At 60.9% G+C, this 17689-nt stretch carries 25 protein-coding genes; 15 read left to right on the forward strand and 10 right to left on the reverse strand.

What is annotated here, in order from left to right:
* Positions 1–71: 71 nt before the first annotated feature.
* The gene (gene radC / locus ACIPSK_RS02750) at positions 72–899 is read right to left on the reverse strand and encodes a RadC family protein (RefSeq protein ID WP_017964075.1); all 828 of its coding nucleotides are present in this window, start codon (positions 897–899) and stop codon (positions 72–74) included.
* Between the two features lie 7 nt (positions 900–906).
* A complete protein-coding gene (gene map / locus ACIPSK_RS02755; RefSeq protein WP_012757260.1) occupies positions 907–1743 on the reverse strand; it encodes a type I methionyl aminopeptidase in 837 nt (278 codons plus the stop codon).
* A gap of 248 nt (positions 1744–1991) precedes the next feature.
* Here map and ACIPSK_RS02760 point away from each other — a divergent pair, with 248 nt between their 5' ends.
* From ACIPSK_RS02760 to ACIPSK_RS02770, 3 genes are all read left to right on the forward strand, one after another.
* Positions 1992–2651, forward strand: coding sequence for a TetR/AcrR family transcriptional regulator (locus ACIPSK_RS02760; protein WP_162118712.1), 660 nt, complete (start codon positions 1992–1994; stop codon positions 2649–2651).
* Between the two features lie 129 nt (positions 2652–2780).
* Positions 2781–2954, forward strand: a complete 174-nt coding sequence (locus ACIPSK_RS02765; protein WP_017964077.1) for a hypothetical protein — start codon at positions 2781–2783, stop codon at positions 2952–2954.
* Positions 2951–3283 (forward strand): DUF6105 family protein, encoded by a 333-nt coding sequence (locus ACIPSK_RS02770; protein ID WP_162118711.1) that lies wholly within the window; start codon positions 2951–2953, stop codon positions 3281–3283. Before ACIPSK_RS02765 ends, ACIPSK_RS02770 begins: the two co-directional genes overlap by 4 nt.
* Here the strand turns inward: ACIPSK_RS02770 and ruvX are convergent.
* Positions 3220–3714, reverse strand: a complete 495-nt coding sequence (ruvX, locus tag ACIPSK_RS02775; protein WP_162118710.1) for a Holliday junction resolvase RuvX — start codon at positions 3712–3714, stop codon at positions 3220–3222. The two genes, ACIPSK_RS02770 and ruvX, sit on opposite strands and share 64 nt — an antisense overlap.
* Before the next feature lie 116 nt (positions 3715–3830).
* Here ruvX and ACIPSK_RS02780 point away from each other — a divergent pair, with 116 nt between their 5' ends.
* The 5 genes from ACIPSK_RS02780 to ACIPSK_RS02800 all read left to right on the forward strand — a co-directional run bounded on the left by ACIPSK_RS02780 (position 3831) and on the right by ACIPSK_RS02800 (position 7222).
* Entirely contained in the window at positions 3831–4535 is a 705-nt protein-coding gene (locus ACIPSK_RS02780) for a metal-dependent hydrolase (protein ID WP_162118709.1), read from the forward strand.
* 69 nt (positions 4536–4604) lie between these two features.
* Positions 4605–4892 carry an Asp-tRNA(Asn)/Glu-tRNA(Gln) amidotransferase subunit GatC gene (gene gatC / locus ACIPSK_RS02785; protein ID WP_017964081.1) on the forward strand — a complete coding sequence of 96 codons (288 nt, stop codon included), beginning with the start codon at positions 4605–4607 and terminating at the stop codon, positions 4890–4892.
* 59 nt (positions 4893–4951) lie between these two features.
* Complete coding sequence (gene gatA, locus ACIPSK_RS02790; RefSeq protein WP_162118708.1) at positions 4952–6433, forward strand: Asp-tRNA(Asn)/Glu-tRNA(Gln) amidotransferase subunit GatA; 1482 nt, start codon at positions 4952–4954, stop codon at positions 6431–6433.
* 17 nt (positions 6434–6450) lie between these two features.
* Positions 6451–6924 carry a GNAT family N-acetyltransferase gene (locus ACIPSK_RS02795; protein ID WP_168724936.1) on the forward strand — a complete coding sequence of 158 codons (474 nt, stop codon included), beginning with the start codon at positions 6451–6453 and terminating at the stop codon, positions 6922–6924.
* 22 nt (positions 6925–6946) lie between these two features.
* A complete protein-coding gene (locus ACIPSK_RS02800; protein WP_162118706.1) occupies positions 6947–7222 on the forward strand; it encodes a hypothetical protein in 276 nt (91 codons plus the stop codon).
* A gap of 50 nt (positions 7223–7272) precedes the next feature.
* Here the strand turns inward: ACIPSK_RS02800 and ACIPSK_RS02805 are convergent, their stop codons facing one another.
* Complete coding sequence (locus ACIPSK_RS02805) at positions 7273–7530, reverse strand: YjhX family toxin (protein ID WP_162118705.1); 258 nt, start codon at positions 7528–7530, stop codon at positions 7273–7275.
* A gap of 311 nt (positions 7531–7841) precedes the next feature.
* On the opposite strand from ACIPSK_RS02805, the gene ACIPSK_RS02810 reads away from it, so the two are divergent.
* Positions 7842–8351 (forward strand): GNAT family N-acetyltransferase, encoded by a 510-nt coding sequence (locus ACIPSK_RS02810; RefSeq protein ID WP_162118704.1) that lies wholly within the window; start codon positions 7842–7844, stop codon positions 8349–8351.
* 4 nt (positions 8352–8355) lie between these two features.
* Here ACIPSK_RS02810 and ACIPSK_RS02815 read toward each other — a convergent pair whose 3' ends face one another.
* Positions 8356–8667 (reverse strand): DUF1294 domain-containing protein, encoded by a 312-nt coding sequence (locus ACIPSK_RS02815; protein WP_162118703.1) that lies wholly within the window; start codon positions 8665–8667, stop codon positions 8356–8358.
* A 148-nt stretch (positions 8668–8815) separates the two neighbouring features.
* On the opposite strand from ACIPSK_RS02815, the gene gatB reads away from it, so the two are divergent.
* From gatB to ACIPSK_RS02840, 5 genes are all read left to right on the forward strand, one after another.
* Entirely contained in the window at positions 8816–10318 is a 1503-nt protein-coding gene (gene gatB / locus ACIPSK_RS02820; RefSeq protein WP_162118702.1) for an Asp-tRNA(Asn)/Glu-tRNA(Gln) amidotransferase subunit GatB, read from the forward strand.
* A gap of 3 nt (positions 10319–10321) precedes the next feature.
* Complete coding sequence (locus ACIPSK_RS02825) at positions 10322–10825, forward strand: GNAT family N-acetyltransferase (protein WP_162118701.1); 504 nt, start codon at positions 10322–10324, stop codon at positions 10823–10825.
* A 4-nt stretch (positions 10826–10829) separates the two neighbouring features.
* The gene (locus tag ACIPSK_RS02830) at positions 10830–11303 is read left to right on the forward strand and encodes a GNAT family N-acetyltransferase (RefSeq protein ID WP_162118700.1); all 474 of its coding nucleotides are present in this window, start codon (positions 10830–10832) and stop codon (positions 11301–11303) included.
* A gap of 103 nt (positions 11304–11406) precedes the next feature.
* Positions 11407–11805: an NADH:ubiquinone oxidoreductase subunit NDUFA12 gene (locus ACIPSK_RS02835; RefSeq protein WP_162118699.1), complete on the forward strand. Its 399-nt coding sequence runs from the start codon at positions 11407–11409 to the stop codon at positions 11803–11805.
* 116 nt (positions 11806–11921) lie between these two features.
* The gene (locus ACIPSK_RS02840) at positions 11922–12356 is read left to right on the forward strand and encodes a DUF2155 domain-containing protein (protein WP_017964092.1); all 435 of its coding nucleotides are present in this window, start codon (positions 11922–11924) and stop codon (positions 12354–12356) included.
* Between the two features lie 110 nt (positions 12357–12466).
* Here ACIPSK_RS02840 and aat read toward each other — a convergent pair whose 3' ends face one another.
* The 5 genes from aat to ACIPSK_RS02865 form a co-directional block, all read right to left on the reverse strand.
* The gene (aat, locus tag ACIPSK_RS02845; protein WP_162118698.1) at positions 12467–13081 is read right to left on the reverse strand and encodes a leucyl/phenylalanyl-tRNA--protein transferase; all 615 of its coding nucleotides are present in this window, start codon (positions 13079–13081) and stop codon (positions 12467–12469) included.
* Positions 13082–13088: 7 nt separating this feature from the next.
* Positions 13089–14444, reverse strand: a complete 1356-nt coding sequence (gene accC / locus ACIPSK_RS02850) for an acetyl-CoA carboxylase biotin carboxylase subunit (protein ID WP_017964094.1) — start codon at positions 14442–14444, stop codon at positions 13089–13091.
* 4 nt (positions 14445–14448) lie between these two features.
* Entirely contained in the window at positions 14449–14913 is a 465-nt protein-coding gene (accB, locus tag ACIPSK_RS02855) for an acetyl-CoA carboxylase biotin carboxyl carrier protein (protein WP_162118697.1), read from the reverse strand.
* A gap of 20 nt (positions 14914–14933) precedes the next feature.
* Positions 14934–15371, reverse strand: coding sequence for a type II 3-dehydroquinate dehydratase (aroQ, locus tag ACIPSK_RS02860; protein ID WP_162118696.1), 438 nt, complete (start codon positions 15369–15371; stop codon positions 14934–14936).
* Positions 15372–15531: 160 nt separating this feature from the next.
* Positions 15532–16290 carry a DsbA family protein gene (locus ACIPSK_RS02865; protein WP_162118695.1) on the reverse strand — a complete coding sequence of 253 codons (759 nt, stop codon included), beginning with the start codon at positions 16288–16290 and terminating at the stop codon, positions 15532–15534.
* Positions 16291–16500: 210 nt separating this feature from the next.
* Between ACIPSK_RS02865 and ACIPSK_RS02870 the strand changes: the two genes are divergently transcribed.
* Entirely contained in the window at positions 16501–17658 is a 1158-nt protein-coding gene (locus ACIPSK_RS02870) for a pyridoxal phosphate-dependent aminotransferase (protein WP_162118694.1), read from the forward strand.
* The last annotated feature ends 31 nt before the right edge of the window (positions 17659–17689 follow it).

Here is a 17689-nt window from a genome sequence, read left to right on the forward strand (position 1 = left end):
CCCGTCCATCGTTAGCCGGTCAATGTTACAGATTGTTTTACGACCGCCGGTTCCGCCGGGCCTGTGCCCTTTCAGATCAACTTCAGCCCCTTCAGGCTGACATGGCCATCCTTGCCGATGATGACGTGGTCGTGGACGGTGATATCGAGTGCCTTGGCGGCATCGATGATCACCTTCGTCATGTCGATGTCGGCGCGCGATGGCGTAGGATCGCCGGAGGGATGGTTGTGGACGAGGATCAACGCCGTTGCCGAAAGCTCGAGCGCGCGTTTGACCACCTCGCGCGGATAGACCGGCGTATGGTCGACCGTGCCGCGGCCCTGCACCTCATCGGCGATCAGCACATTGCGCTTGTCGAGGAAGAGGATGCGGAACTGTTCGCGTGTCTCGTGCGCCATGGCTGCATGGCAATACTGGATGACCGAAGACCACGAAGACAGAACCTGTTTGCTCCTGAGCTCGCTCTTCAGTGTCCGGTGGGCGACAGTCGAGATCAGCTTCAGGTCGAGCGCCACGGCCTCGCCGACGCCCTTGACTTCCATCAGCAGCGCCTGGGGCGCACCGAAGACGCCGGAGAGTGAGCCGAACCGTTCGATCAGCGCCTTGGAGATCGGTTTGGTGTCACGCCGCGGGATCAGCCGGAAAAGCAGCAGTTCGAGGATTTCGTAGTCGGCAAGTGCTATGTCGCCGAGCTCGCGGAAGCGGTCACGCAATCGCTCTCGATGGCCGTGATAATGCTCATGGCCGGCAAGCGAAGCGGGCAGGGCGGTCCTGGCATTCGGTGCGGACGGTTTTTGCGGCTGTCCGCCAAAGAACGAGCGTTCGTCGGCGGCAAGAGACTCTTGCGTTGGGAAAGGCAGCTCGTCGTCGGAAGATGTCGAAACGGGGCCCTTCGCCATCGAAGCGTCACCCGTTGTGTGACGGCAGGCCGGGGCGGTCGAGCCCGCCAGGCGACAGCGTGAAGATCTCGCAGCCGTCGGAGGTGACGCCGACGGTGTGTTCGTACTGCGCCGAAAGTGAGCGGTCGCGGGTGACTGCCGTCCAGCCGTCGGCCAGCACCTTCACATGCGGCCGGCCGAGGTTGATCATCGGCTCGATGGTGAAGATCATGCCTTCGCGCAGCTCCGGCCCCTCGTTGGCACGGCCGTAATGCAGGATATTCGGCGAATCGTGGAACAGCCGGCCAACGCCATGGCCGCAGAAATCGCGCACCACCGAACAGCGTTCGGCCTCCGCATAGGTCTGGATCGCCTCGCCGATCGCGCCGGTGCGGGCGCCGGGCCTGACGGCGGCAATGCCGCGCATCAGCGATTCATAGGTGACTTCGAGCAGCCGCTCGGCAGCACGCTTGACGACGCCGACGGGGTACATCCGGCTGGAATCGCCGTGCCAGCCGTCGAGCACGAAGGTGACGTCGATATTCACGATATCGCCGTCACGCAGCGGCTTGTCGTTGGGAATGCCGTGGCAGACGACGTGGTTGATCGAGGTGCAGGTCGATTTGGTGTAGCCGCGATAGTTCAGCGTCGCCGGATAGGCGCCGTGATCCATGCCGAAATCGAAGACGAACCTGTCGATCTCATCGGTCAGCAGGCCGGGTTTGACGATGTCGGCAAGCGCATCGAGGCAGCGCGCGGTCAGCTGACATGCCCTGCGCATACCCTCGAATGCTTCAGCATCATAAAGCCGGATGGCGCCCGTATTCTTCGGGGGCGCGGTGGAGGCTTCGATATAGTTCACCATTGCAGGGCCTTAGCAGAGATTGTTAGATTTGTTCATAATGCAGCTATGCCGGGTTCGTCCATCACGATCAACTGCTAGGACGAGATTTCTGGACGGATCCGATCAGTCCAACGTGCAGCTTTCCACATCCGTTCGGCGGACAATCAACGATCCGGCTGGAATATCCACAATCTTCCCAAAGGGATAGGATTGATTGCATGAAGCCTCCCCGCTACTCACCGATTGGTGACAGCGGGGAAGGGTCGATCATGCTGAATGAAGCCGTAAATCTTGAAAATTCACCCGGGACCGGCGGAGAGCCGGAACGGCGGGTGCGTGACCGCGCCGCTACCGAGCGCGCAATCCTTGCCGCCGCCAAGGGGCTGCTCGCCGAGGAAGGCTTCCAGAATTTCGGCATCAATGCGGTTGCCCGCCGCGCCGGTTGCGATAAGCAGTTGATCTATCGCTACTATGGCGGCCTCGACGGCTTGGTCGAGGCGATCGGCACCGATCTCGGCACATGGGTAAAGGATCGCATCCCGGAAGACGCCGGCGGCATGTTCCTGCTCACCTATGGCGACCTGATGGAGCGGCTGTCGCTTCTCCTCCTCGACGCCTTGAGAACCGATCCGCTGATGCGCCGCATCCTCGCCTGGGAGATTTCTGAAAACACCGAACAGGTGACGCGGTTGTCCGAAGCGCGTTCGAAGGCGCTCGCTCTCTGGCTGGAGCGCATGCGCGGCTCGCTGGCGCCGCCGAAGGGCGTGGATGCGGCTGCCGTCAACGCCGTCGTCATCGCCGCGATCCAGCACCTTGTGCTGGCAGCCGCAGTCGGCGGGCAGTGCGCCGGCCTGTCGCTGAAGACATCCAAGGATTGGGAGAAGGCGGCACTAGCGCTGAAGCGCATCGTGCGTGGTGTTTACGGTTGATGCCTGCCTCATCCACAGGGGGCGGGGCCACGTTAACCTTAACAAATGGTTTACGTTGCGGGGGCCTGGTTAACCCGACAGTGTGGCGGTGAGCAGAGATGTACGAGTAGAAGCCCCGAGTTGACGCCCATGAGAATCAAGATCGCTAAAGCCGCGTTCCTGGTGACGGCGATGATGTTTTTCGCAGTCCTGGCGCTGGATATCGCAATTCCGGCGCTGGTGCTTTGCATCATGGCATCGTCGACCTGGTTGGTTTCCCTCGATCTGCCCGTGACGCGCAAGCATGGAGGAGAGGCCGCATGAAGTGGTTTCTGGTCTTCTGGGCCGGCCCCATCATCTTTCTGGGCGGATGGTACTGGCTCTCCTATTACGACATGAGTTTCGGCATCTTCATGTTCACGCGGCAGGTCCACGACCTGACATTCCAGCTTTACGGCAAGGCGCTCGGCATTCCGCCGGAGTCTATCCCCCCGCTCGTTGCCCGCGCGATCGCGGTCGACAGCCTCGTCGTCTTCGCGATCACGGCCTTCCGCAAGCGCAAGTCGATCATCGCCTGGTGGAAGGCGCGTCAGGCGCTGAATTCGTCTCCATCAGACCTTGCCAGTAAGGAAAGCCTGTCGAGCGCGCCCTGAAGGATGAAGCTTGCAGCGGCCGAATCGATCCGTTCGGCCCGCTTGGCGCGCGAGACGTCCATTTCGAGCAACGTCCGTTCGGCCGCAACCGTCGAAAGCCGCTCGTCCCAATAGACGAAGGGCAGCGCCGTCTTCTGCTCCATATTACGCACGAAGGCGCGTGTCGCCTGCACGCGCGGACCCGCCGATCCGTCCATGTTCATCGGCAGGCCGATGACGAAGCCTGCGACCCTTTCCGCTGTGGCGAAATCCAGCAGCGCCTGGGCATCGATGGTGAACTTGACGCGGCGGATCACCGTGCGCGGCGTGGCGAAGCGCCGTCCGAGATCGGACATCGAAAGTCCGATCGTCTTGGTGCCGAGATCCAGGCCGGCAATCGCCTGTCGCGGAGCGAGCGTTTCGGCCATTTCCTCGATCGTCAGCACCGTCATCGCCGTCTCATCCCGTCAAAACAAATTGAAGTCGCCGCCGCTTTTCTTTGCGGCCGCATAAGATATGTCCTTAGCATCTAAACCGGCTTTGCATCACGTAATAAAGGAGACATTTCATGAAGATCACCTGGCTCGGCCATTCCGCCTTCCGCATCGAGACATCAAGGGCGAAGATCCTGCTCGATCCATTCCTCAGCTATAACGCCTCCTTTTCCGGCCAGGATATCAAGGATGTGTCTGCCGGCATCACCCACATCCTGCTGACGCATGGCCATGGCGATCATGTCGGCGATACCGTGGCACTCGCCAAGGAAACCGGCGCCGTCGTTCTCGCCAATGCCGATCTCGCCGCTTGGCTCGGCTCCAAGGGCGTCGACAAGATCGAGATGGGCAATACCGGCGGCACGATCGCGCTCGGCAGCTTCTCGGCAACCTTCACCAACGCGCTGCACTCTTCCGCCCAGATCACCGAGGACGGCGTCTCGCATGCGCTCGGCAACGCCAACGGCCTGATGCTGCATTTCGACGACGAAGCCTCGATCCTTGCCATGGGCGATACCGACATCTTCTCAGACATGGCGCTGATCAACGAATTGCACCAGCCCGATATCGGCTTCGTGCCGGTCGGCGACCGCTTTACCATGGGCGGCGCTGTGGCAGCCCTTGCCTGCCGGCGCTATTTCAACTTCAAGACCGCGATCCCCTGCCACTACGGCACCTTCCCGATCATCGACCAGACGGCGGAAAAATTCGTTGCCGGCATGGAAGGATCGAAGACCGAAGTGAAGGCGATCAGGCCTTCCGAGAGCCTGTCGATCTGACGAAACCCCGTTGCGTCAGGCGGACAGGGCCTTTATAGCGGGTAGGAAAAATCCTACCCGGAGAATGCCATGTCCGTCGATCTTGCCACCGTGAAGCGCGTCGCCCGCCTTGCCCGTATTGCCGTCTCCGAGGACGAAGCAAATCGCATGGTCGGCGAGCTGAACGGCATCCTCGGCTTCGTCGAGCAACTCTCCGAAGTGAATGTCGACGGCGTCGAGGCGATGACCTCGGTAACCCCGATGGCGATGAAGAAGCGCACCGACGCGGTGACCGACGGCAGCAAGGCAGCCGATATCGTCGCCAATGCGCCCGTCACCGACCACAATTTTTTCCTGGTGCCGAAAGTCGTCGAATAAGGCTTCGCAGCCTCTTTCCGACCCTGTTGCCATATTTCCAGATTTAAAGCGAAAACACGATGAGCGAACTCACCAGCCTGACCATTGCCGAAGCCCGCCAGAAGCTGCGCGGCAAGGAAATCACCGCGATCGAACTGACCGAAGCCTATATCTCGGCGATCGACGCGGCCAATGATCGGTTGAATGCCTATATCAAGGTCACGCCGGATCTCGCCCGCGTCATGGCGAAGAACTCCGACGAGCGCATCGCCGCCGGCAAGGCCGGTGACCTCGAAGGCATTCCGCTTGGCATCAAGGATCTCTTCGCCACCGTCGGTGTCCACACCCAGGCCTGCAGCCATATACTCGACGGTTTCGAGCCGCGTTATGAATCGACGGTCACGCAGAACCTCTGGGATGACGGCGCCGTCATGCTCGGCAAGCTCAACATGGACGAATTCGCCATGGGCTCGTCGAATGAAACATCCTATTACGGCCCAGTGATCAATCCCTGGCGCGCCGCAGGCTCCAATCAGCAGCTCGTGCCCGGCGGCTCCTCCGGCGGCTCGGCCGCCGCTGTCGCCGCGCATCTTTGCGCCGGCGCGACCGCAACCGATACCGGCGGCTCGATCCGCCAGCCGGCCGCTTTCACCGGCACCGTCGGCATCAAGCCGACCTACGGCCGCTGCTCGCGCTGGGGCACCGTCGCCTTTGCCTCCTCGCTCGACCAGGCAGGCCCGATCGCCCGCGACGTCCGCGATGCCGCCATCCTTTTGAAGTCGATGGCAAGCGTCGACGCCAAGGACACGACATCGGTCGATTTGCCGGTGCCGGATTACGAAGCGGCCCTCGGCCAGTCGCTGAAGGGCATGAAGATCGGTATTCCGAACGAATATCGTGTCGACGGCATGCCGGATGAGATCGAAACCCTCTGGCGCCAGGGCATCGCCTGGCTGAAGGATGCCGGCGCCGAGATCGTCGACATCTCGCTGCCGCACACCAAATACGCCCTTCCGGCCTATTACATCGTCGCTCCCGCCGAGGCATCCTCGAACCTCGCCCGTTACGACGGCGTGCGCTACGGCCTGCGCGTCGACGGCAAGGACATCGTCGACATGTATGAGAAGACACGTGCCGCGGGCTTCGGCAAGGAAGTCAAGCGCCGCATCATGATCGGCACCTATGTGCTGTCGGCCGGCTATTACGATGCCTATTACATCCGCGCCCAGAAGGTGCGCACGCTGATCAAGCGCGATTTCGAACTCGCCTTCGACGCCGGCGTCGATGCCATACTGACACCGGCAACGCCGTCGTCCGCCTTTGGCGTTGCCGATGAGAACCTCGCCGCCGATCCGGTGAAGATGTATCTGAACGACATCTTCACGGTGACCGTCAACATGGCGGGCCTGCCGGGCATCGCCGTGCCTGCCGGCCTCGATCACAAGGGCCTGCCGCTCGGCCTGCAGCTGATCGGCAAACCCTTCGATGAGGAAACCCTCTTCAAGACCGCCCACGTCATCGAGCAGGCAGCCGGCCGGTTTACGCCGGCCAAGTGGTGGTAACGGATCTAACGATCCGAATGATAGCGGCTGCCGACCACGAAGCGGTCGGCGCCGTCGGCTTTGCCGCATGGGCCGCAAGCGATGCCTTCGAGGACAGCTATCTCGATCCCGATGTGATCACCAGGGTGCGGCACGAGTTCGCCATCTTTCCCGAGGAAACGAAAGGCGAGATCTTCCTTGCCGAACGGGGCGGGACGATCGTCGGCTGGGGCGCGCGTGAAAACCAACCGAATTATGTGTCCGACCTCTGGGTGCATCCCGACCATCAGGGCAACGGCGTCGGCCGGGCTCTTTTGCTTCATTTGTGCGAACTGATGGCGGCAGAGGGGCTGGCGACTGCCAGGCTCGACACGCATGCCGGGAATAAGGGCGCGATCCGCCTCTACGAGCGCTGCGGCTTCACCATCATCTGGCGTGGCCGCGAATTTTCCGAGAGCATGGGCGTGGAACTTGAAAAGGTCCATCTGGAGAAACGGTTGGCTGACCGATAGCGGGAACCAGCAAGGAGGTCTTATGGCCAGCAATGATATTGCGCAATTGATCGAGGCATTCGATCGCCTCTCTGCCGGTGGTTTCACCATGGGCGCGGATTGGCAGGCCGTCCACGACATCTGCCAGCGCCACGAAGGCGAACAGCCGTTCGACTGGGGGCACGCCCTTTGCCATCGCATCGAGGGCGATGCCTGGAACGCCGATTACTGGTATCGCCGCGCCGGTAAGGCGCGGGGCACGGGCACGATGGCCGACGAGTGGTCGGTGATGCGGACGGAACTTTCTGCAAAGGCCTGAGACGATCCCCCTGACCGCGCCCGTTCGAGACGCGATCAGGGGTGCCACGATTACCTGTTGTTCAGCTGCGACCTGACCAACCTCAGCCCTCTTTCGGTGATCCGGTAGGGCTGGCCACCTGAGGACTTGATTGCCCTCAGCCGCTTCAGCCGGCGGAAGAGATCGATGTCGACGCCGGGATAGAGCCAGCCGTCGCGGGTGAAGCAACTGACCGTCCCGATTTTCCTGTCGTCGTCGCGGGTAATTTCAATGCGGCCGCCTTGGGCCATGAGATGCAGGATGCGCTGCTCCGTGCGAGAAATATCCATGTGTTGAGATCCGGTATCGCGCCCGGCAGGGCGCACAAAAACGATCTGGCGCTCATTCGAACGTCAGGGCTTCGTTTTTTTCGGGCCCATGCGCGCAAGCAAACTTGCGGGCAGGGCCTTTACCGGGTCTCAGGAAGGCTCAACATAAAACACCTCGATAGGGTCTATTATTCAGCCCGGAAAATTCGGTCAAGAGCCTGTTCTCAGGTCAAAACCAGTCGAAAACCGCGGTTTCGGTGGATCATCCCCTTGGAGCTACTGGTAAAATCCGCGACTCAATGGTCTAGTTCACGGGTAACGCGGAGGTGTCGTTGATCCACATTCGCAATGCCCGCGACGGTGAAGCAGAGCTATTGAGCGAGATCGGGCTGAGGGCCTGGCAAAAGGCGATGGCGTCGATCGGCGAATCGGACGCGATGATCGACGCAGCGCGCAACGCCTTTCGGAACTTCGTGGAAAACGACTGGCTGACCATCACCGTCATCGAGCAGAACGGCCAGGTCGCAGGCTGGGCAGCGCGCGAGGGATTGGACGAAACCATCTCGGATTTCTGGATCGATCCCGTCTTCACCCGCCGGGGCCTTGGTTCGGCCCTTCTCGCCCGCATCGAAAAGGAGATCGCCGATCAGGGCCTCGAGAAGGCGGCGATGCAGACCCACTCCGGCAATAGCGAGGCGATCGGCTTCTTCCGGAAGCACGGCTACCGCATCCATTGGCTCTCGGTCGCCTACAATCCGAAGCTTGATCGCGACGTACCCTCCGTTGGACTGAAGAAACAGCTCGTTTCGGATGACCAAGGTGGATATGGGCAGGAATTCTGATGCTTCAAAAATCCTGAAGAAGGAAAACGCGCCATTTTGGCGCAAAGATCAGCACCGCGGCCAATGCGCTGTGCAACATCAGGATCGCCGCCAGGATCGACCTGAACGGCTCCTTTCTCGTTTTGTGCCGCAGGAATTGCTGTGCAGCCACCGCGCCGAGGCTGCCGCCGATCAGCGCAAGCGTCAGAAGCGTACGCTCGCTGATCCGCCACCTGCCATCGCGCGCCGCCTGCTTGTCGAGGAAATAGATCGAGAAGACGAGGAGGTTCAGCGCCAGAAACGGTGCGGCCCACTTGGTGATATCGATTATCGTCATGCGACAACTCTACCGTGCCTTGGTTAACACACGACAAATGTCGCCGCCCGCCGTCAAACCGCGATGCGCGCCATGGCGAAAGCCTTGCACCGGCACGCCATTTCCTTTACCTCACCAGTGGAAAAGAACAGCCTGCAAAGAGCATCAGATGACCCTTGTCGACGTCCGTACGCCTGATCCGAAACGCTTCATCCCCGGCGCCACCGGCGACTGGGAAGTCATCGTCGGCATGGAAGTCCATGCCCAGGTGCTGTCCAATTCGAAGCTCTTCTCCGGTGCCTCGACGGAGTTCGGCAAGCCGCAGAATTCGAATGTCTCGATGGTCGACGCCGCCATGCCCGGCATGCTGCCCGTCATCAACGAGGAATGCGTCAAGCAGGCGGTGCGCACCGGCCTCGGCCTGAAAGCCCAAATCAACAAGCGCTCCCTCTTTGATCGCAAGAACTATTTCTATCCCGACCTGCCGCAGGGCTATCAGATCTCGCAGTTCAAGGATCCGATCGTCGGCGAAGGCAAGATCGTCATTTCACTCGGGCCCGACCGCCAGGGTCAGTTCGAGGACATCGAGATCGGCATCGAGCGCCTGCATCTGGAGCAGGATGCCGGCAAGTCGATGCATGACCAGCACGCGACCATGTCCTATGTCGATCTGAACCGCTCCGGCGTCGCCCTGATGGAGATCGTCTCCAAGCCCGACATGCGCTCGTCCGACGAGGCCAAGGCCTATATGACCAAGCTGCGCTCGATCGTGCGTTATCTCGGCACTTGCGACGGCAACATGGACGAGGGCTCGATGCGCGCCGACGTCAACGTCTCCGTCCGCCGTCCGGGCGAGGATTTCGGCACGCGTTGCGAAATCAAGAACGTCAACTCCATCCGTTTCATCGGCCAGGCGATCGAATATGAAGCCCGTCGGCAGATCGGCATTCTGGAGGAAGGCGGCAAGATCGATCAGGAGACCCGCCTTTTCGATCCGAACAAGGGCGAGACGCGCTCGATGCGCTCCAAGGAGGACGCGCACGACTATCGTTACTTCCCCGATCCGGATCTGCTGCCGCTCGAATTCGACGACGCCTTCATCAAGGCGCTCGAAGCCGATCTGCCGGAACTGCCTGACGACAAGAAGGAGCGCTTCGTGCGCGAGCTCGGCCTGTCGATCTACGACGCCTCGGTGCTCGTTTCCGAAAAAGCGATCGCCGACTATTTCGAAGCCGTCGCCGCAGGCCGTGACGGCAAGACGGCTGCCAACTGGGTGATCAACGATCTGCTCGGCGCGCTGAACCGCACGGGCAAGGACATCGAGCAGACGCCGGTTTCGTCGGCCCAGCTCGGCGCCATCATCGATCTCATCAAGGCCGAAACCATCTCCGGCAAGATCGCCAAGGATCTCTTCGAGATCGTGCTCAACGAGGGCGGCGATCCCGCCGAGATCGTCGAAGTGCGCGGCATGAAGCAGGTGACGGATACCGGCGCCATCGAAAAGGCCGTCGACGAGATCATCGCCGCCAATCCTGACCAGGTCGCCAAGGTCAAGGCGAAGCCGACCATGGCGGCATGGTTCGTCGGCCAGGTGATGAAGGCGACCGGCGGCAAGGCCAATCCGCAGGCTGTCCAGGCTCTCGTCAAGGCGAAGCTCGGCATCGAGGAATAAGCGGTGTATTTCGTCCGCACGGCCGGCGAGCGCGACCTGGAGAAGGTGCGCGCCCTGCTCGTGGAGAGCTTTCATGCCAGCTATGACGGCCTGCATGGCAGGGCCAGGGTAGATGAACTGATCACCCATCTCTTTTCGCCGGCGGCGCTGAAAACGCGCCTGGTGCAAAAGGATGCCGAATTCCTCGTTGCCGATGACGGCCGTAATATCGGCGGCATGGGGTATGCGGCAATGTCGCAGCAATTGACGAAAACGGTCATGCTGCATCTCCTCTATGTCAGGCCGGCGCTACAGCGCCAGGGTATCGGCCGCGATATCTTCGCCGAACTCGAAACCTGCTTTCCGGATGCGGAGATCATGCGTCTCGAAGTTGAACCGCAAAACGCTGCGGCGATCGCCTTCTATCTCTCGCACGACTTCATCGAGGTCGGACGCAACGAAAATAGCGGGGCCGGGCAATCCGGCATTCCGGCACTGATCCTCGAAAAACCGCTCGAAGGACATTGAAGCCGTGGCCGTTGAGTTATCCGACATTCTCATTCGTCAGGCGCGCAAGGACGACCTGTCGGCGCTCGTGGCTATGTTTGCCGCCGATGCGCTCGGCGGTCATGGCGATACGACCGATCCCGAAGCCTTTCCCGACTATGTCAGGGCCTTCGCCGCCATCGAGTCTTCGCCCGACCAGACGCTTTACGTCGCAGAGCGCGGCGGCGAGGTCGTCGGCACGTTCCAGACGATGGTGACGACGTCGCTCACCAGCCGCGGCTCCTCGGCGATGATCATCGAGGCGGTGCAGACGCGCGCCGATATGCGAGGGCAGGGGGTCGGCGCCCTGATGATCGAATTCGCCATTGCCGAGGCAAAAGGCCGCGGTATCGGGCGGGTAGCGTTGACCTCGAACGCGATACGCAAGGACGCCCATCGTTTCTACAAAAGGCTGGGCTTCAAGCCCTCGCACCTGGGCTTCAAGATGGCTTTGAAATGACCTGTGTCCGTCGTGGAATCGCTGGACAATTCGGCTTGGCGACGGCATAAGCGAGGAAACGAATTCTGGTTTGGCTCGCATCTGGCGGGCACAAGGAAAAGACATGTGGAATCTTCTGGTTCAGACCTTTACCTGGTGGAACGGTCAGACGATGGGCACGCGTTTTGCGACCTGGCGTTTTGGCAAGCGCGTCGGCGAGGATGAATTCGGCAACGTCTACTACGAAGGCGGCATGTCTTCCTACGGTCTGCCGAAGCGTTGGGTGATCTACAAGGGTTATGCCGAAGCCTCCGCCATTCCGCCGGGTTGGCATGGCTGGATGCATCATCGCACCGATGTTCCTCCGTCCAAGGAGAGCTACGTCGCCAAGGAATGGCAGAAGCCGCACCGTCCCAACCATACCGGTTCATCGCAGGCCTATCGTCCGCCGGGTTCCATCTCCGTTCCGGGCGAGCGTCCACGAGTCACCGGCGATTACGACGCCTGGACGCCAGGCAACTGAGACGGCCCGACCGGGGCGATCCCAAGACCCGGCTTTTGGCCACAATTGACCTTTACCCGCAGGTTGGCCGCGCTTGACCGCGGCGGTGAACTGAAAATGTCTGGAGACGGGTACACATGAAGCTCTTCACGCGGAACATGGTGCTGCGTGCCGCCGGATCGCTGCTGGCGCTTTTGGCCCTGCTTCCGCCAGTTGCGGCAAATGCTGCACGCATCGAAAATCCGGTTGCCGTCTTCTCCGGCCTCGACAAGATCACCGGCCGCATCACGACCTTCGACGTCTATGTCAATGAGACGGTACAGTTCGGCGCGCTGCAAGTGACACCGAAGGCCTGTTATTCGCGCGACCAGGCAGAAGCCCAGAAGATCGACGGTTTCGTCGAGGTCGACGAGATCACCCTAGACCGCAAGATCCGCCGGATTTTCACCGGCTGGATGTTTGCCGCCAGCCCCGGCCTCAATGCCGTCGAGCACCCGATCTACGACGTCTGGCTGAAAGACTGCAAGGCAAACTCGGATGTCCCGGCGCCTGACGGCGCCAAGGCGAAATAACTGCGTCTTCGCTGGTCTTCGGCACCCTCCACAACCCGACGCGTGGAACGAGGTGATCCACGACGGGTAAGGACGATATTGTCTGCCGAATTTTACTCTGAAAACGATCCTCAGAATTCCAGATGCGGCGATTCCATCGCCGCCGCAAGCATCATGGCATAATCGGCCTTCGGAACGTCGATCGCTCCGAACGTCTTCAAGTGCTCGGTAGTGAACTGCGTGTCGAGCAGGGTGAAGCCCTTTTCCCGCAGCCGGTCGACCAGATGCACGAGGCAGATCTTCGAGGCATCCGTCCGGCGCGAAAACATGCTTTCGCCGAAGAAGGCCGAGCCGAGCGAGACGCCATAGAGGCCGCCGACCAATTCATTGCCCTCCCAGGCTTCGACGGTATGGGCATGGCCCATGTCGAAGAGCGTCGCGTAAAGCGATCTGATCGTCTTGTTGATCCAGGTGCTCGGGCGCCCGGATGTCTCTTCCGCACAGGCAGCAATGACCTGATCGAAAGCGTGATCGAAACGGATATTGAAGCGTTTCTTGCGCACTGCCTTGGCAAGGCTTTTCGACACATGGAAACGGTCGAACGGCAGCACGCCGCGGAGTTCCGGTTCGACCCAGAAAATCTCCGGATCGTCGGCGGATTCGGCCATCGGGAAGAGCCCGATGGAATAGGCGCGCAGGAGAATGTCAGGGGTTATGCCTGGTGACTTCCTGCGCGATCCTGCCATTCCTGTCCTATGCCGCCGGTGTGTTGGCGAGGTAGTCTTCCAGCCAGTGGATGTCGTAGTCGCCGTTGGCGATATCCTGGTTGGACACGAGATCCTGGAACAGCGGCAGCGTCGTATTGATGCCGTCGACGACGAATTCGTCGAGCGCCCGGCGCAGGCGCATCATGCATTCGACGCGGGTGCGGCCATGCACGATCAGCTTGCCGATGAGGCTGTCGTAATAGGGCGGGATCTTGTAGCCCTGATAGGCGCCGGAATCGATGCGCACGCCGAGGCCACCCGGCGCGTGGAAATGCGTGATCGTACCGGGCGAAGGCACGAAGGTGCGCGGGTGCTCGGCATTGATACGGCATTCGATGGCGTGACCGGAAAAATGCACTTCATCCTGCGTCACCGAGAGACCGCCGCCGGAAGCGACGCGGATCTGTTCGTGCACGAGGTCGATGCCGGTGATCGCTTCGGTGATCGGATGCTCCACCTGCAGACGGGTGTTCATTTCGATGAAATAGAACTCGCCGTTCTCGTAGAGAAATTCGATCGTGCCGGCGCCGCGATATTTCAGCTTCTTCATGGCATCGGCACAGATTTGGCCGATCTTCATGCGCTGCTCGACGTTGAGCGCTGGCGAATTCGCCTCTTCCCAGACCTTCTGATGGCGGCGCTGCAGCGAGCAGTCGCGCTCGCCGAGATGGATGGCGTTGCCTTCGCCGTCGCCGAACACCTGGATTTCGATGTGCCGCGGCTTGCCGAGATATTTTTCCATGTAGACGGCATCATTGCCGAAGGCAGCTGCCGCTTCGCTGCGCGCCGTCGACCAGGCCTCGATCAGGTCGGCCTCGCTCTTGGCGACCTTCATGCCGCGTCCGCCGCCGCCGGCCGTGGCCTTGATCAGTACGGGATAGCCGATTTCGGCGGCCGTCTTCAGCGCATCCTCTTCGGTCTTCACTTCGCCGTCCGAGCCCGGAACGACGGGAATGCCGAGTTCCAGCGCCGTCGTCTTGGCGGTGATCTTGTCGCCCATGATGCGGATGTGGTCCGCCGTCGGTCCGATAAAGGTGATGCCGTGGGCGTCGAGGATATCGGCGAACTTGGCATTCTCCGACAGAAATCCGTAGCCCGGATGCACGGCGTCGGCGCCGGTGATCTCGCAGGCGGCGACGATCTGGTGGATGTTGAGATAGCTCTCGCGCGACGAGGGCGGGCCGATGCACACACTTTCGTCGGCAAGGCGCACATGCATGGCATCGGCGTCGGCGGTGGAATGAACCACGACGCAGGCGATGCCGAGCTCTTTGCAGGCCCGGAGCACGCGAAGGGCGATTTCCCCGCGATTGGCGATGAGGATTTTCGAAATCATGGGCATCGGCCTATTCGATGACGACGAGGGCTTGGCCGTACTCAACGGGATGTCCGTCATCGACGAGGATCTCGGTCACCTTGCCTGACTTCGGCGAAGGGATCTGGTTCATCGTCTTCATCGCTTCGATGATGATGAGCGTCTGGCCTTCCTTGACGATTGCGCCGACTTCGATGAACGGACGCGCGCCTGGAGCCGCCGCCATGTAGACGGTGCCAACCATCGGTGCACTGACGACATTGGCCGGGTTGCGGCTGGGAGCTGCGACGGGCGCGGCAGCGGCTGCCGCTGCGGCGGGCGCGGCAAAGGCCGGTGCTGCGATCGGCGCCTGGACATATTGCGGCGTGCCGGCGCGCGAAACGCGGATACGCAGATCGTCCTGCTCGACCTCGATCTCCGTCAGATCCGTTTCGTTGAGAATATTGGCGAGATCGCGGATCAGTGCCTGGTCGATACCCGATTTCTTTTCAGCCATGGTGTTGCCCTGTCTTCTTCTTATGCCGTGATGTTCTTCAGCGCGTGGAGCGCCAGGATGTAGCTGTGAGGCCCGAAGCCATAGATCACGCCTTTGCATGCCGGCGCGATCATCGACTTGTGGCGGAATTCTTCCCGTGCATGCACGTTGGATATGTGGAGCTCGACGACGGGAATGGAAATGGCGCGGATCGCATCATGCAGCGCGACCGATGTATGCGTATAGGCGCCTGCATTGATCGCAACGCCGACTGCATTTTCGTCGGCCTCATGGAACCAGTCGACGAGCGTGCCTTCGTGGTTGCTCTGACGGAAATCGATATCGATGCCGAGTTCGCGGCCTGCGGCCTTGCAGTCCGCCTCGATGTCCTTGAGCGTCTTGCCGCCATAAATGCCGGGCTCTCGTTTACCCAGCATGTTCAGGTTGGGGCCGTTCAGGACAAAAATCGTTTGCGTCATAGAATGTTCCGTAAAATGTACGACGGCAACCTATAGACTCCGCGAGAGCTGAATGAAAGCCCTTACGGATTGGCCAGCTGCAATCGCGCCACATTTGTCCACATGGTTGAAACGCTTCGATTTTGTCGATTTGATGGGCTATCGTTCGGCGGTTGATTGCTCAGCAGGCGGTCTTGCCGCAGCTGCGCATGTTCTTGACCTTGGCTTCGAGATCGTCGAGCCCGACGGCGCCCGGCACCAGTTCATTGCCGATCACATAGGAGGGCGTGCCGCTGATGCCGAGACTGGAGGCGAGCTGGTAGGTCGCCTGGACGATACCGTCATTCGGGCTCTTTGCCATCTCGGCGCGGATATTGTCCTCGCTGACGCCGAGCGAAGCGGCGACCGCGATCGCTGTTTCGTCAGAGGCGCGGCCTTCGCTGCCGAGAAGGGCGACGTGGAAATCGGCATATTTCTCCGGTGCCAGCTTGCGGAAAGCGTCAGCCACCTTGTGGGCGGCAACCGAATCCGGCCCGAGGATCGGAAACTCCTTGAGGACGAAACGGACATTCTTGTCTTTCTTAAGCATCGCCTGCATGTCGGGCAGCGCATGCCGGCAGTAGCTGCAATTATAATCGAAGAACTCGACGACCGTCACATCGCCCTTGGGATTGCCGAGCGTAACGTCGTTCTTCGATTCGAAGATGTCGGTGGTGTTCTCTTCGATCGCCATATTGGCCTTCACCAACCGCTGGGCTTCCTGCTTCTTCTGCAGCGCGTCCTGGACTTCCAGCATGATCTCGGGGTTCTCGATCAGGTATTGCTTGATGAATTCGCCGAACTCCTTCTTCTGCTGGTCGTCGAGTGCTGCCGCCGGAAGCGGAAGGGCGATCGATGCGGCAAGCGCCAGAGCGGTGAAGGTCTTCGGGAAGAATGCCATGATATCCTCGTCATCGGCGGTATGGTCGTCTCGTCGTCGAGATGACGTCGCCGGGTTAATGGACTTGAAAGCCTCGCGTCAAGGTACGGTGGGTTCGGTTCTGCTCAAACAGGAATTTTTCATCCCCGCATGGCCCTCGCGGGATTGTGATCAGCCGATTAATGCGGCAATTGTCGGGCCGTCATTGCAGAAGCTGAGCGAGAAACGATCTTGTTTTCCATATCGAAACGCAGCGAAGTCGAGCCCTTTCACGCCATGGACGTCTTGGCGGAGGCGACGAAGCGGCGTGCGAGCGGCCATCCGGTGATCTCGATGGCGGTCGGTCAGCCCTCGCATCCGGCGCCTCAGGCGGCCCTCGAAGCGGCGCGCGCAGCCCTTGTCGAAGGCCGGATCGGCTATACCGATGCGCTCGGTACGGCGCGGCTGAAATCGGCGCTCGCCTGGCACTACAAGGATCGCCACGGCCTGGAGATCGATCCCAAGCGCATCGCCATCACCACCGGTTCCTCGGCCGGCTTCAATCTCGCCTTCCTGTCGCTCTTCGATGCCGGCGATGCGGTGGCGATCGCAAGACCTGGTTATCCCGCCTATCGCAATATCCTCGGCGCGCTCGGCCTGAAGGTTCTCGAAGTGCCTGTAACCGCCGAGACCCACTTCACCCTGACGCCGCAAAGCCTGGAAACAGCGCAGAAGGAAAGCGGCATGACGCTGAAAGGCGTGCTGCTCGCCAGCCCCGCCAATCCGACCGGCACGGTGACAGGCCGCGAGGGGCTGAAGGCGCTTTCGGATTATTGCGCGGCCCATTCCATCGCCTTCATCTCCGATGAAATCTACCACGGGCTGACCTTCGCAGGCGAGGAGGCGAGCGCGCTGGAGCTGACCGACGAGGCGATCGTCATCAACTCCTTCTCCAAATATTATTGCATGACCGGCTGGCGAATCGGCTGGATGGTGCTTCCCGAGCGCCTGGTTCGGCCGATCGAGCGGGTGGCGCAGAGCCTTTATATTTCCCCACCTGAGCTTTCCCAGATCGCCGCCACGGCCGCTCTGAGCGCCGGCGGCGAGCTCGATCGTTACAAGGCCAGTTACGCCGCCAACCGCGATTTGCTGATGCGGCGACTGCCGCAGATCGGCCTTTCGATCGCCTCGCCGATGGACGGCGCCTTCTACGCCTATCTCGACGTCACCCGCTTCAGCAATGACAGCATGGGCTTTGCCAAACGCATGCTCGTGGAAATCGACGTCGCCGCAACGCCCGGTCTCGATTTCGATCCGCTGGAGGGAAATCGAACGCTGCGTCTGTCCTATGCGGGCTCGCAAGCCGAGATCGGCGAGGCGGTGGAGAGAATCGCAGCCTGGTTGAAGTAGCGTCGCCGCCGGGCAAGCGGCAGTGCACTCT

It is taken from the genome of Rhizobium sp. LARHSG275 (assembly GCF_052871115.1).